This is a genomic window from Halorientalis marina (assembly GCF_023028345.1).
GTDB classification, from domain to species: Archaea; Halobacteriota; Halobacteria; order Halobacteriales; family Haloarculaceae; genus Halorientalis; species Halorientalis marina.
In genome coordinates this window covers 257,131-270,376 of sequence record NZ_CP095490.1, presented here as the reverse complement: position 1 = coordinate 270,376, position 13,246 = coordinate 257,131, and the positions used below count along the sequence as shown (strand labels likewise).

Here is a 13,246-nt window from a genome sequence, read left to right as displayed (position 1 = left end):
ATGGGGCGCACGAACCCGACGTATCGCGATGCGCTGCGGGCCATCGAAGAGCGCTGGGCGGAGTTCCGGCGGGCGCTGCGGCGTCGCGACCAGCCCCGGTTCGACCGGCTGTTCGAGTACGCCCGCGAACACGCCGACGCGAGCGGGCTATTGAATCACCAAAACCCACTCCTGCCGGCGTTGCTCAGCATCGATCTCGAACAGGAGGCCCGCCTCGACCACCACGAGGAACGCCTCGAGGAGCTCGAAGCCGCGGTCGCAGCACGCGATGACCAGGAAGCCACTCCACCGGACGCGAACTCGTGACGATGCCGTTCAGTATCGACTTCCTCGATGACGATCGCGTTCTGGAGTGGGAGGCAACCGCCGACGGCGCCGTCGCGACCGAGCGCGATGACTACACCCCACGCTTCTACGTCGCCCCTCGCGACCCTGACGCCGATCTCGATCTCACGACTCTCCAGTCGGTGTACGACCAGCACCCGGACGTCGTCGCGACCGAAATAGTTGCGCGACGGCCCGACTTTCGACGAGACGAGGAGGCCGTTCTCGCTGTCGACGTCGCCCACATCGACCGCGTCACCCCACTCGCCCGGCAGGCACGCCAGCTGTCGGCCTATCCAGTCGGGGATCTCGCCTGCTTCAACGTCGACTTCTCGCGGGAGTTCCGGTACTGTCTGGAAGCCGGCGTTGATCCGACGCCGGCGAGCGAGCTGTCGACACTCCGGCTCAGAGTTCCGGTGACCGACACGAGCAACGATGTCTATGGGGAGCTGTCCGTTGCCGGCGACACCGTCACCGGCTCGTCGACGGATATCCTGACCGCCGTCCAGGGGGCGCTCGACGCACATGATCCGGACGTCCTGGTCTGCTCGACGAGCGAGATCGTCCCGACCCTCCACGAGATGGCGACGGACGCCGGCGTCGACGACTTCTCGTTGAGTCGGTGGCCAGACGTCGACTACCAGCAGCTTGCGAGCCGGTCGACGTACTCGAGTTACGGTCGCGTCGGCCACTCGCCGGCGCGGTACAACGTCCCCGGCCGAGCGATCATCGACGAGTCGAACACGTTCTTCTACGGGGAGACGAACCTCAACGGCGTCCTCGACCTCGTGTCGCGCTCGAACAAGCCCGTCCAAGAGCTCGCGTGGGCGTCGATCGGGAACGTGCTCACGGCGATCCAGATCTGCGAGGCCCACGACCGCGGTGTCCTTGTCCCGTGGAACTCCTGGCGTCACGAGTTCTACAAGCCGATGGGAACGCTCCACGACGCCGACCGCGGCGGTTTCATCTTCGCGCCCGAGGTCGGCCTCCACGAGAACGTCCATGAACTCGACTTCTCCTCGTTGTACCCGAACATCATCTGTACTCGGAACGTTTCGCCGGACGTCATCCGGTGTGACTGCCACAGCGACCGCGACGACGTCCCCGGCCTCGGGTACTCGATCTGTGACGACCGGGGCTACCTCGTCGACGTCCTCCAGCCGATCATCGACGCCCGCGACGAGATCAAGGCGGTCATCCGTGGCGAGAAGGAACGGGACGACCCCGACGAGGACCGACTGGCAGAACTCGAGGGGCGGTCGGGAGCCCTGAAGTGGATCCTCGTCGCCTGCTTCGGCTACCAGGGGTTCAGCAACGCGAAGTTCGGCCGCATCGAGTGCCACGAGGCGATCAACGCGTTCGCTCGGGAGATTCTGCTGACGGCGAAACAGCGGCTGGAAACCGGGGGTTGGCGCGTCGTCCACGGGATCGTCGACTCCATCTGGGTGACCCCGGACCCCGACGTCGACGACGAGGACCGCGAGAACCTCAAGACGCTCGCGACGGAGATCACGGAGCGCGTCGAAATTCGGCTGGAACACGAAGCTCACTACGACTGGGTGGCGTTCGTGCCGCAGCGCGAGAGCGACGCCGGCGCGCTGACGAAGTACTTCGGGAAGGTCGCCGGCGACGACGATTTCAAGATCAGAGGTATCGAAGCCCGGCAGCGCTCAACCCCGTCGTTCATCGAGGACGTCCAGCGAGACTGTCTCGATCAGCTCGATGCCACGCGGTCACCGGACGCGGTGCTCGGACGACTCGAACGAGCGATCGATGAACTGCAGGCGGGCAACGTAGCAGTGAAGCGGCTCGTCGAGCGGAATCGTGTCTCCAAGCCGCTGGAGGGGTACTCTCAGAATACTCAGAACGTGGCCGCCTTGACGCGAGCTCGCCAGCAGGACCTGGCAGTCCACCCGGGCCAAGATATCGAGTATGTGGTCGTCGACGACGAGAAATCCTCGCGAGACCGGGTCGCCCTCGCCCACGAAGCGATCGAGACCTACGACGCCTCGTACTACGAGACGCAGCTGGTCAGAGCTGTCGAGAGCGTGCTTTCACCGCTCGGGTGGGATCGGAACGACATCCGACGAGAGCTCAACGGAACACGTGTAGTCGGTATCACGGACTGGACCTGACGAACCCCCTCCCCCCTTTTTCGAGTTGTAAACTTGTGGTGGTGGGGAGGGGGTGAACAGCAAGAGAGGTTCCAAAACAGCCAATTGTGACGAATATACACGATAGAGAGGTTGAGTGTCTAATATTCTAACTTGTGACTAGGAATGCGAAAGTTTATGTTGTACGTTACCTTACCGCAACCGCACTAGAGACAAAGAAAACATATCGTCAAGCTCAGCTAGACGATTGACATCTCGGGAAGTAGATGACTTCCTCATCTCGTCCGTGGTTCTGATTCCGTGTACTCTCCCGTCTCGACGCCTCTATGCCAACTTCAGTTACCTCAACTCTCGCTACGCTACGTCTTGGATGGCCTGTTCCCCCGCGACTTACAACTCGAAAAAGGGGGGAGGGGGTGAAACATTCGAGATCACCAAAGTAGCTTCACCAGCAATCATGTCCAAAACCCGGTATTCCTCTCATTCGTGAACGGGTCCTACGAGCGTCGTTCTTTTGCGACCATTCCGGTGCTTACTACTCGAAAACGGGGAGTGTGAGAAAGACCGTTTCACCCAGAGCATCATTCACAAAATCCGGATTAATTGGATTTTGCTCCGAGACCCACCTCGACTCACTTCTCGTTACAACGCGAGTGTGGGAGAATCGAACCAGGTGTGTTACCGCCCCTCAACGTCTTACAACTCGAAAACGGGGGGTCTGGGTCATCAAGGAGGTTCGACGATAGCGTCCTTCGTCGAACCGTTACAACTCGACAACGGAGGGCGATAGATTCCGAAGACGGTATCTGACCCATTCAGTGGATATGGGGCTGTAGTCGTTAGATAGCCTGTTTTCGCCCGGTTACAACTCCACAAGGGTCCATATTTTTATACCCAGAGTTCGAGGGGGTTCATAATGGGACGAGAGGGACGTAAAGCAGGATCGAATAATCCGGAAGGTGAGGAGGATCGTGAATCTTCTGCTGGCGATCCTGAAACTTCTGAGTCGACGGATGAGGAGGTGGCATCTCTTGGCACGTCACAATCGACCTTCGAGAACGGATCAGATTCCGCCGATTCGTCTCAAGAAGCAACTAACGGCGACGGTGGCGGCATCTCAATTCGTGATCGGCTCCAAACCGAGTCGTCCGGTGGCGTTTTCGCGAACAAAGACCTCGTCCGGTCAGATACCATCATCGACGAGGATCGTATCGTCGGTCGTGACGACCAGCTGGGCCGTGTCGTCGACAATCTAAAACCGGTTCTCCAGAATGAGGGGATTCCCGATATGCTCCTGAGTGGGCCATCTGGAACGGGGAAATCGCTCATCATTCATGCAGTCTGCAAACAGATCGTCGAACTATGTGAATCCCAAGGCAAGACATTCGGGGTCCTCTCTATCAACTGCGAGGGACCGAAGACTGCAGATCGGGCCGTCTACCGGTTAGTGAAAGCTGCTGCCGACGACCTCGGTGTCGATCCTGGCGTTCCCCAAACCGGCGTCTCAACGGATCAGAAGCTCGAGCGACTGTACGAACTCATGCGAGAGTATTACGACGGAGTCATCTTCATCCTCGATGAGATCGATATGCTCGAAGGGCCGTATCAGGAAGCAGAGTACAATTCTCTCATCTACCAGCTTTCACGGGCTCGAAAACTCGCCGACTTTGATGGTCCCATCTCGCTCACGACGATCACGAACTACGCCGACTTCATGAAGGACCTCAACAGCCGCGCACAGAGTTCTTACAACCCTGACGATATCTTCTTCGACGATTACGATGCGAACCAACTCCGTAGTATTCTCCGCAACCGGCGGGACGCCTTCAAACCAGACTCTCTTGCAGATGACGTTGTTCCGCTTGTTGCTGCGTTCGGATCCCAAACGCACGGGGATGCACGGAAAGCGATTGATCTCCTCAGATGGGCTGGCGAATTAGCCGAGCGGCGTGGGGCTGACACGGTTATCGAGACTGATGTCCGTGATGCTCAGGAGAAGTACACCGAAAACCGCAAGCTCCGCCATATAAGCGGGATCTCTACTCAAAAGAAACTCTCCATCTACGCTGTGGCGGCGACTGCTAACTACGCAAGAGAACATCCTGAGTGGATCCCTGCTGGACCTGCGTTCAAGACGTACCAATTCATTGCTGATACGATGGATGCGGATCAGTACAGTCGCGAGACATTCGTCAATCACGTCACTGAGCAGAGTACGTACGGTGTATTGGACTTCGAGAGACGGGGTAAGGGTCGAGGTAGAGGAGTGCATATGTATTTCTCCCTCTCTGAAGATCCGGAAACGATTATGGAGACGATTCGTGAGGATTCTCGGTTCGAAGATCTAGCTCACGAAGAGGCGACTATCAGCGCGGTTGTCCGCGAACGGCTGAAGCAATTCCGGAGTAAGAACTAATCTGGCCCGTATCCTCCCCACACTTACTTCTCGAAAACGGGGAGTGTTCGTATCCCGCGTGATGCGTTACAACTCGAAAATGGGGGGTGTCAGTCGCCGGGATGTCTCGTTACTACTCGAAAACGGGGGGTGGGTGACCGTAGAAATCCGACGTTCTATTGGATGTGATGTGCCGTCTCCGCGCCCTCTCCCATTTACAACTCGAAAACGGGGAGTGTCCTCCTGTTCGAGTTCATTCGTCTGGATTGACTGGGCCTTTGTATTTGGAGGTCACCTTGTCGCCTTCCCTCCATTGCCAGTAGTAGTAGCGATTGTCGTTGATTTCCTTGATCGTAATCGTCGCTTTGGCAGGGACACCGTCCGGGAGATCGTCTGGTCGCTCTTCGACCTCGTCTTGATCTGCCGACTCCTCGAGACGGGCCTCTCGTTCCTTGTGCTCGGCGAGTGCTTCAGCGTACGTCGCAACGTCTCGGAGCTGCTCCGGGTTCGATTTATTGAGCGTGTTGACGATCTCCGTCGGGAGGTTCGCCGGTGGGGTCGGGGGTTCGTAGGACATCGGCTACTCTCGTGTTAACCAACACGACCCGCGAATCCATAGTTATGTTGGTTAAGTCGGTGGAGAGGGTTCTCGCACCTGCTGGATGTAACACTACTCGAAACTTCTTTATATACGAGTTTCGTGCAATGTTACACCGTGCTCCGGCGCATTGAACTTGAGGTCCTCGCCACGGTCGACCGCGGCGACACGATCTCCGAGCTCGCGGCGAAGCTCGACCACAGCGAGAGTTACCTCTCTCGTGCCGTCGCCGACCTCGTCGAGAAGGGGCTCGTCTACACGGAACGCGATGGCCGGCGAAAACGAGTCGTCCCGTCGGATGCTCGCGCCGTCGAACTCTATCGAGACCTCGTCCGCCAGCACTCCCACATCGAGTTCCCCGAACTGCTGACCGGGAAGGCACTCGAGGTGCTGTACTACATCGACCAGCCGCGAACCGTCTCCGAGATCGCTGACCGGAGCGACAACTACCGCAACACGGTCAACCGTGTCCTCAAGCGGTTTCGTGACCGTGGTCTCGTCGGGACGGCCGACGGCCGCTATGACTTCAACGCCGATTTCGACCGCCTCCACGAGTTCGCCCGGGAACTCGCACACCATCTCCATCGCCAACGCCTCGAAGCCGTTGCCCCGAAGGGGACGATTCTCTGGGAGGACTACGACGAATTCCTCGCCCAGACCGAGACGGAGATTGACGCGGAGGCGTTCCACGAAACCGGCCTCGCTCGATTCGCGGCCTTCGGTCTCCAGTTCCTACTCACTGGCCATCGATACTACGTCTACTCCGAGGAGATCGACGCCGTCTCGCCGGCGGAGCTGTGTTGTCACACGCTGTTGATCAACGACGGAAGCCGCCACCGCTCGTACTGTCTCCTCCTGCTCAGCCACGTCGACGTCGACGAGGAGGATCTCCGAGAGCAGGCGGCGAAGTATGGCCTCGAAGACAAAATCGACGCCTTGCTTCGCTACCTTGAGACGCACGGCGAGGTCGACGATGCCCGGCTCCCGGCGTGGGACGAGTTCCAGGAGCTGGCTGCTGACTACGAGGTGCCACTACCACAATGAGACCAACATTCGGACGTGAGTACATCGAGAACGAATTCCAGCGAATCGGGGACGGGCTATCTGAACCGCTCACGGTATACCTGATTGGTGGTGGTGCGATGTCGCTGCGCGACCTCAAGGGGGCGACGAAGGATATCGATCTGGTCGTCCCGGACGGCGACGCGTACGGCCAGCTGTGGGGCGTTCTGATGGATCTCGGGTATGCGGAGGTTCAATCGCTGGATCCAGATTACCGGGCGCTGGGGGCGACAAGCTGCGTCGAGAACGATGATGGATGTCGCCTCGACATCTTCAACCAGCAAGTCGCGAACAAGCTCGTGCTCACTGATGGGATGCAAGAGCGCAGCGAGCCGTTCCTCGATACGGACCGACTGACGGTCCGGCTAGTCAGCAACGAGGATATCTTCCTGTTCAAGGCGATCGCCGGCCGCGACGACGACATCGAGGATATGAATATGCTCGTGCAGGCCGGCCTCGATTACGACGTCGTCCGGGATGAACTCGAAGCCCAGATCGAACGCCTGGGTGACGATCAGTTCGCCACGTTCGCGAACGAGGCCCTAGTCGAACTCGAGGAGCGGTATGGGGTGACCACGCCGATCGAGGCCCGCGTCCAGGAGCTCACGAATAGGTACTACCGGGGGCTCGAAGTCCTCCAGGCACTCGACGAGCCGATGACCGTCGACGAACTGGCCGCCGAACTGGAGCTAGATATCGACGAAGTTCACGACCGGATCGCGTATCTCTCAACGTTCGACCGGGTTCGTTGGGATGGCGACACAGTCCGTCCCGTGGAGTAGCTAAATCACGACCCTACGGGGAAGGAAGGCGGCCGTCTGGTCGGGGAACGCGGCCCCGTTTGATCTCGTGATCGACGCGACGCAGGTGCTTACAGCCGCCTTCGGGTGAACGCTGTTGCCAGTCGGGACAGGTACACGATTCGTCGACGACGTCGACTTCGTACCTGTTACCGGATGCGGACTGCACCTCGTAGCGGCCACCTTTCGAGAGGAGTGAGACGTCCATCGCTTCGGCGACGGCACGCTTCGTGCGGGGCTCGAGATCGTCCTTCGACTCTGCGTTCTCGTCGACGACCAGTCGGTCGCGAACGTCGCCCGTTCGGCCACCGTCGGGAGCGACGGCTTCCGCAGGGCTACTGAGCCGCTCGTGGAGCACTTCCTCCACCGGATGGTCTTCCGGCCACAGGTAGTGGACCTCGCGGCGCTCGCGATGGTCGTAGGAGCCGCACGCGGCTGCACGTCCGGTCCACACTCGCCAGGCCCCGAGCGCGGCCATCACGTCGACGATGTCGCGGGGAACCGTCTGGTGGTCGTCCGGGAAGAACACCCGGAAGCGTGTACACGCCTCCTGGGGCGGGACAGTTTCCCACCAGTCTTCGCTGGAGCCCCAGCTGTCGTACATCGCCTCGTCGCTGCCGTAGCCGACGGTCACGCCGTCGATCGGCGTCCAGTCTGCTGGGAGGTGGTCCGACTCGCCTTCAAGCACTCGGAGGACGGCGTATCGAAGGTACTCGTGGGCTTGGTTGTCTGTGGTTCGAGCGACCTGGTCGTGTTGCTCGGCAACGTGCTCGGCTTCCTCGAGGACCGTCGTGAGATAGGGTTCAGTCATCATTCGACGGAGGTCTGAATGCGCCTCCGCCCCTCCGCGGGCGCTGAAAAACTTAACCAACAGAGCGGAAGGAATCCATCACTCTGTTGGTTAACTAGATTAGGACGAAGATTCGCTTTCGAGCACTTCGATGAGCTCTTCTGCTGTGGAACTGATCCGTCCGAGCCGCTCGCGAACGACCTCGGGATCGTCCGACTCCCACGCAGCGAGGTAGAAAACCGACTTACTGGTGCTGAAAAAGTATCTTTGCTAATAATGCCGAAAACTGGTTAATTCACCGGCATACAGGGCAAGAGATGTTCCCTGAGCCCTCCTCGACAGCGAAGGAGAATCCGCAGTCACTACACGTCACTTGGTCTGTTTCGATAGCCAGGTGTGGCGAGGGGGTGTTCCGGTGACCGAAATCGATATCGTCTGTATTCGTTTCGACTTCGATGAAATCGCTTGATCCCGTACCGCTGAATGCGTCTTCAAACATATCTGCGAACTGGTCCTCCAGCATCTGCCTCGCCTCATTTTCTGCAACAGCATTCCCGTACTCTGCCTGTTCCTCTGTGAGAAACTCGTCGAACTCCGCGATCCAGTCACAGTATGGACACCGGAGATTCAGATAGTGTTCTTGTTCGTAGGTCTCTCCATGGATCGTGAACTGACCGTCACAGCTCGGGCATTGACGGGGAAGCATCCCGGCCTCGTCGGTGGGTAAATCGATGTTGGCTACCATATCCGTCATACGACCACCGTCCCGTTCTGCCAAGCGGCCGTAAACTGGGACTCAATGGATTCCCGATTGATTGGTCGGAGCTCAGAGGCGGTGTGCTGCGTATCACCGGCGTCGTGGAACGAGTGACCCCATGCCCAACCATCCTCCCGGTCACGTATGATGTAGCGGTCATGGAAATCCCAGTCGCTGTCCGAGAGATACCGGACCTCGATATCTGAGTGCTGCTGCGCAAACTGGGATACGCGCTGCTGGTAGCCCCCTCCAGTCACGCGATCCGTCGTCATCACTTTGATTTCGACGCCGTTCGGCACGTGCTGGAGCAGATCATAGAGGCCTTCACGGGCGTACCGATCGATGATAATCACCTCGTCTCGCGCAAGTTCCACGAAATCCCGGAACAGGTGCTCAGCTTGTTGCGACTCGTTAGGGCCAATCGAGGCCTGCCGAAGTGATCGGTGCGTCCCTGTCCGCGGAATTTCGACACCATCGTTCCGATATGCTTCGAACCGATCTGCACCACGGTCTGTGATCCTGGCGCCGTGGTAGAAGAGTCCGCCGCCCCCTCCGTGCGTCTCGATGAGTCGCTTCTCCTTCAGGTACCAGATGTTCTGGTCGACGAGCGTTTCATCCCCAATTTCGTCAATTAGTTCGTCTCGCTCGGCGAATACTACCCCGGTGTTCTCTCGATCAAGCTGGTACAATTCCTCTAGGATGTCGTACCGGGTGTTGCCGTCGATGATGGTTTCGCACCCGTCTTCGTGCAGTTTCTCGATCCCTGCCGCAGTAATCTGGATTGTGCTGATTCGCTGCCCTAGTGCCCCCTGTACTTCGACGTATTCTCCATCGATTCGCTCCGCCACATAAGCCACGTCGTCCTGCTCGTACTCCTCCAATGCCTCGTACAATCCATCCCCTGTCAGGCCACGGTACTGCACGTCTTTGAACTGATCATAGAGCGCTTTCAGAATCTCCCGCGCTATTTTCTCATCTTGTTGCCCTAGTGATGACATCGTTTCGTCTAAAATACTTAGACCACATATCATTTAAAATCGTGCTGCAGCGACCGGCGGCAACGCAGCTGTTACGAGAAGAACTAGTACAGAAGCAAACGCCGCCTCTCTCTACCTCTTCAACACCTCATCAAGGCCAGCTTTTTCGATCAATAGGAGTGCCATTCCGCCAAGGAATACGATCCCGATTAGGGTACCAAGCAACCCGAATACGGGATGGATTACTGTCGAGATAATGCTGGGAGCCATCCAAATCAGGACGATACCAGATAGGACGAACCCCATCGTGTAGCGGATGTTCCAATTTTTTGCCGAGGTGTAGATCCCTAAGAAGATAACAACAAGCATGAGCAGGTACACCAGTCCTGCTACCACCGGCCCCACGAACTCCTTGATGACCACGACGATGATGAAAACGCCCACCGGCGGCACGAAAACCTCTTGGACAGCTCGTCCGACTCCATCAGTTCCCGTTGGTGCCGGCATACAATCTCATCTAAAGTGCCGAGTGACAAAAACAGCCACCCGATACGCTGGCAACACAAAGCGGTACTGAGTCTAATAACAACCGAACAGCGGAGTACCGGATCGAGTGCTGGTTAATTCCTCAATTTTCGAGTATCTCGACGATTTTCTCTGCTGTGGTACTAATCCGTCCAAGCCGCTCGCGAACGACCTCGGAGTCGTCCGACTCCCAGGCTGCGAGGTAGAACGCTGACCCACTGGTGTCGAGCCCACAGTACCGCCCGACGACGTACGCGACGGCTTCGGCCTCGACTTCGCGTTTTGCCCGCTCGGTGTCGTCGTCGACGTCGAAGTGGAGCAGAGCGTGGGCGTACTCGTGAATCAACGTCCGCGCAAGGTCGGCCTCGTTCTCCCGATCTCGCACCTCGACGAGCGGTTGGACGTCGACGAGGCTCAGTTGTTCGCAGATGCCCTTCGCCTCGCCGTGGGTCCACTCCTCGGCTGGGACGATTCGCACCGTCACGCTGAGGTCGTCAGCGGCGGCAGTCAGCTGTTCGACGAGGTCGCCGGCGTCCCCAGTCGCTGCCGTGTCCAGGTCGGGAAGCGGCTCGCCCTCGGTCTGGGAGACATCGAACACCGGCGCGGGCTTGAATCCGACGAGGCCCTCGGACCACTCCTCGGGCGGCGTCTCGTCGTACTCACAGTCACTGTCCTCGTGGTAGCTCGGCGAGTTCTCGCACTCCGGGCACTGCTTCGTGATGATCGGCGCCCAGATCCAGATGGCCGACTCGCCCTCCGTGACGTGACGATCGAACTCCTCCTGCCACGTCCGGTAGCCCGCAACCCGGCTCGCCTCGGGACACTGCCGCTTGATGAGGAGCGTGTTCCGGTAGGAGTAGTCGTGAAAGCGACTCTGGACGTCGAGCCACTCTTGGAACTCCTCGCTCGCCTGCGCGTCGTCAACGCCGGCGACGAGCTCGTCGATCCACTGTTCGATGGTGCTGTTCATCTCGTCGTCTCGCGTGTCGGTCTCCTCAAAGGAAACCGACGAGTCACTGGTCGTAGCCATTGTGTTCACCGAATCGGGTTTACCACGATTGCATCAGTTCAGAACGCGCCGCATCCCTCTGGGGCGAATAAAAAATCGCCCTCTTGGTTAGCGGAGTTCGTGGGTCTCGTCAGCGAAGCCGACCGTGACGAGGTACTCGAGGAACTCGTCGAATCGATCGACGTCGCTGGGCGTGTCGGTCGCTAGATGACGCGTCCACTCGATGGCCCACCTGAAGGCGGGATCCGTTCCACCCTTGCCATGGATGTACCACCAGCGAACCGCTTTGAGAACGACCAGGGGGTTCGTCGGCGGCTGTTCGCTCGCTAGACCACGGGTGATCGACTCGATTTCGTCGGGGACATCGGCGGGATCGATATCCCCGGACTGGGTGTTCGAGATATCGATTGGAATCTCATCGACTGAAACGTCGTCTGCAGTTTGTTGCTGACTCACGGAAAGTCACCTCTGGACGAAGGTTCACGACCGAGCCTCCGCCCTCTCCCGGGGCTCGAAAAACAGGTCGCTAAGTCACGCCGGCGGAATGTAGACGCTCTGCTCGCCGGCAATTTCCTTCAGGTTGTTCCGGTGACGGTGACTGAAGTAGCACTCGTAGCTGCAGTATCCACAGATAGCGCCGGTATCATATTCGGCGACGTACGGGCCGCGGCGAGTTCGCCAGACATTCGCCCCGCACTCGGTACAGGCGGCGCCCACGAGGTCGGCAGGACTCGGTCCCTCGTACTCGACGTTGAGCCCCTCGTCTTGCGGTGTCGATTCGGGCCAGATTCCGTGGGTCCTCCAGAACTCACGGACGCGAGCGAGGCTGTGGCGCACCGTCTTTCGTACGGTGACGTGGTCGGCGTCGCGACCGCTGTCGTCCCAGCCGTCGGCCGTCCAGAATTCACCGAACTGTGCGCCACGATGCAACCCGTTCCAGTCGACGCCGACGATGTCGGCCGGTGGCTCGTCAGTGAGTGTCGGTCGGGTCAGCTGTCGAATGGCGTCGAGCTGCTTGGGTGGACTCCCGCCGAGGATGTGGACGCGCCGCCCTCTCCAATCGGCTGGGTCGGAGAACTCGTGGGCCAACCGGTCAGCATAGCCTCGCGAGTAGCCAAGGACGAGGTTCTCGGGTATCGCGTCGATCACCGCCCGCGACTTCGGAACGACGATGAGCTGGGCCTCGGGATAGCTCGCTTGGATTTCACGAGCAGCAGCGACGTGGGCGTCGACGTCGTCGAGTTCGTCGACGTCCCCGATGACCCCGACCTCTGGTTCGTACTCGTAGAAGCGGTCGATGAACCGCTCCAGATCGGGATTCCGAAAATCGTTGTCGAGCATCCCGACGAAGAGGCTGAGGTTCTGATACTGCGTCTCTTGGTACCCACAGTCCTCGCGAAATCCGGGGAGAAATCCGAGGGCTAGAGCATCGCCGACGAACGGAGCTCGATGCAGAAACGCCACATAGTCTGCTTGTCTGGCGGCGGCGATTTCGCGGGTGGTGCTGGCGCTGGAGCTCAGATCAAGGGACATGATTAGGCTCGCGAGGCCGCTGCTGGCTGCCCCGCACCCGTTCAGGGGCCTGAAAAACCGGGGTACAGCGGTTTAACCAACAATAGGGAATTAATGCGGAATATGTTGGTTAAGCACAGGGCTTACTCTTCGTCCTCACGCAGCTCTTCAGCCTTCCACTTGAGCCGGCGCAGGATCTGCGTCCGATTCTGGTGAGCGTTCTCGTAGGCAACACACTCTTGGAGGGTTTCCATATCCGGGATCGTCGCGATACCGGCCTTGATCAATCGGTAATTCGGTGCTTCAAGACGTTTCTCGGGTGGGAATTCGTCGTCACTCCCGTCGCTAATCGTGGACTGTTCCATCTCGGTTGGCCTCCACCC

14 protein-coding genes and 1 pseudogene are annotated in these 13,246 nt (G+C 59.0%); 5 read left to right on the top strand and 10 right to left on the bottom strand.

Features of this window, described 5'->3' with window-relative positions; genetic code table 11:
- The 3 genes from MUG96_RS22765 (at position 1) to MUG96_RS22755 (ending at position 4,854) form a co-directional block, all read left to right on the top strand.
- Positions 1–306, top strand: coding sequence for a DUF8156 family protein (locus MUG96_RS22765; RefSeq protein WP_246989586.1), 306 nt, complete (start codon positions 1–3; stop codon positions 304–306).
- A 2-nt stretch (positions 307–308) separates the two neighbouring features.
- Positions 309–2,459: a type B DNA-directed DNA polymerase gene (locus MUG96_RS22760; RefSeq protein ID WP_246989585.1), complete on the top strand. Its 2,151-nt coding sequence runs from the start codon at positions 309–311 to the stop codon at positions 2,457–2,459.
- Between the two features lie 895 nt (positions 2,460–3,354).
- Complete coding sequence (locus MUG96_RS22755; RefSeq protein WP_246989584.1) at positions 3,355–4,854, top strand: Cdc6/Cdc18 family protein; 1,500 nt, start codon at positions 3,355–3,357, stop codon at positions 4,852–4,854.
- Positions 4,855–5,086: 232 nt separating this feature from the next.
- Here MUG96_RS22755 and MUG96_RS22750 read toward each other — a convergent pair whose 3' ends face one another.
- Positions 5,087–5,410: a DUF6788 family protein gene (locus MUG96_RS22750; RefSeq protein ID WP_246989583.1), complete on the bottom strand. Its 324-nt coding sequence runs from the start codon at positions 5,408–5,410 to the stop codon at positions 5,087–5,089.
- A gap of 138 nt (positions 5,411–5,548) precedes the next feature.
- Here MUG96_RS22750 and MUG96_RS22745 point away from each other — a divergent pair, with 138 nt between their 5' ends.
- Together MUG96_RS22745 and MUG96_RS22740 are read left to right on the top strand one after the other, a co-directional pair.
- Positions 5,549–6,475, top strand: a complete 927-nt coding sequence (locus tag MUG96_RS22745) for a helix-turn-helix transcriptional regulator (protein WP_246989582.1) — start codon at positions 5,549–5,551, stop codon at positions 6,473–6,475.
- Complete coding sequence (locus tag MUG96_RS22740; protein ID WP_246989581.1) at positions 6,472–7,275, top strand: DUF6036 family nucleotidyltransferase; 804 nt, start codon at positions 6,472–6,474, stop codon at positions 7,273–7,275. Before MUG96_RS22745 ends, MUG96_RS22740 begins: the two co-directional genes overlap by 4 nt.
- A gap of 13 nt (positions 7,276–7,288) precedes the next feature.
- Here MUG96_RS22740 and MUG96_RS22735 read toward each other — a convergent pair whose 3' ends face one another.
- The 9 genes and pseudogenes from MUG96_RS22735 to MUG96_RS22700 form a co-directional block, all read right to left on the bottom strand.
- Entirely contained in the window at positions 7,289–8,104 is an 816-nt protein-coding gene (locus tag MUG96_RS22735; protein WP_246989580.1) for a hypothetical protein, read from the bottom strand.
- A gap of 99 nt (positions 8,105–8,203) precedes the next feature.
- A pseudogene (locus MUG96_RS24360) lies at positions 8,204–8,335 on the bottom strand (DUF955 domain-containing protein); the annotation flags it as partial.
- Between the two features lie 43 nt (positions 8,336–8,378).
- Positions 8,379–8,828 (bottom strand): hypothetical protein, encoded by a 450-nt coding sequence (locus tag MUG96_RS22730; RefSeq protein WP_246989579.1) that lies wholly within the window; start codon positions 8,826–8,828, stop codon positions 8,379–8,381.
- Positions 8,829–8,833: 5 nt separating this feature from the next.
- Positions 8,834–9,838, bottom strand: coding sequence for a phospholipase D-like domain-containing protein (locus MUG96_RS22725; protein WP_246989578.1), 1,005 nt, complete (start codon positions 9,836–9,838; stop codon positions 8,834–8,836).
- A 111-nt stretch (positions 9,839–9,949) separates the two neighbouring features.
- Complete coding sequence (locus MUG96_RS22720) at positions 9,950–10,324, bottom strand: DUF8216 family protein (RefSeq protein WP_246989577.1); 375 nt, start codon at positions 10,322–10,324, stop codon at positions 9,950–9,952.
- 121 nt (positions 10,325–10,445) lie between these two features.
- Complete coding sequence (locus MUG96_RS22715; protein ID WP_246989576.1) at positions 10,446–11,372, bottom strand: ArdC-like ssDNA-binding domain-containing protein; 927 nt, start codon at positions 11,370–11,372, stop codon at positions 10,446–10,448.
- Positions 11,373–11,459: 87 nt separating this feature from the next.
- A complete protein-coding gene (locus tag MUG96_RS22710; RefSeq protein WP_246989575.1) occupies positions 11,460–11,807 on the bottom strand; it encodes a DUF8013 domain-containing protein in 348 nt (115 codons plus the stop codon).
- Between the two features lie 75 nt (positions 11,808–11,882).
- On the bottom strand, positions 11,883–12,884 hold the full coding sequence (locus MUG96_RS22705; protein ID WP_246989574.1) for a DUF6610 family protein: 1,002 nt from the start codon (positions 12,882–12,884) through the stop codon (positions 11,883–11,885).
- Between the two features lie 122 nt (positions 12,885–13,006).
- Positions 13,007–13,228: a DUF8129 domain-containing protein gene (locus MUG96_RS22700; protein WP_058984724.1), complete on the bottom strand. Its 222-nt coding sequence runs from the start codon at positions 13,226–13,228 to the stop codon at positions 13,007–13,009.
- Positions 13,229–13,246 lie beyond the last annotated feature (18 nt).

What these genes read in the sequence shown, in the direction of transcription:
- MUG96_RS22750 (WP_246989583.1), bottom strand. Translation starts at nt 5,410, where the DNA reads ATGTCCTACGAACCCCCGACCCCACCGGCGAACCTCCCGACGGAGATC.
- MUG96_RS22715 (WP_246989576.1), bottom strand. Translation starts at nt 11,372, where the DNA reads ATGGCTACGACCAGTGACTCGTCGGTTTCCTTTGAGGAGACCGACACG.
- MUG96_RS22700 (WP_058984724.1), bottom strand. Translation starts at nt 13,228, where the DNA reads ATGGAACAGTCCACGATTAGCGACGGGAGTGACGACGAATTCCCACCC.
- MUG96_RS22735 (WP_246989580.1), bottom strand. Translation starts at nt 8,104, where the DNA reads ATGACTGAACCCTATCTCACGACGGTCCTCGAGGAAGCCGAGCACGTT.
- MUG96_RS22720 (WP_246989577.1), bottom strand. Translation starts at nt 10,324, where the DNA reads ATGCCGGCACCAACGGGAACTGATGGAGTCGGACGAGCTGTCCAAGAG.
- MUG96_RS22740 (WP_246989581.1), top strand. Translation starts at nt 6,472, where the DNA reads ATGAGACCAACATTCGGACGTGAGTACATCGAGAACGAATTCCAGCGA.
- MUG96_RS22730 (WP_246989579.1), bottom strand. Translation starts at nt 8,828, where the DNA reads ATGGTAGCCAACATCGATTTACCCACCGACGAGGCCGGGATGCTTCCC.
- MUG96_RS22705 (WP_246989574.1), bottom strand. Translation starts at nt 12,884, where the DNA reads ATGTCCCTTGATCTGAGCTCCAGCGCCAGCACCACCCGCGAAATCGCC.
- MUG96_RS22725 (WP_246989578.1), bottom strand. Translation starts at nt 9,838, where the DNA reads ATGTCATCACTAGGGCAACAAGATGAGAAAATAGCGCGGGAGATTCTG.
- MUG96_RS22765 (WP_246989586.1), top strand. Translation starts at nt 1, where the DNA reads ATGGGGCGCACGAACCCGACGTATCGCGATGCGCTGCGGGCCATCGAA.
- MUG96_RS22760 (WP_246989585.1), top strand. Translation starts at nt 309, where the DNA reads ATGCCGTTCAGTATCGACTTCCTCGATGACGATCGCGTTCTGGAGTGG.
- MUG96_RS22755 (WP_246989584.1), top strand. Translation starts at nt 3,355, where the DNA reads ATGGGACGAGAGGGACGTAAAGCAGGATCGAATAATCCGGAAGGTGAG.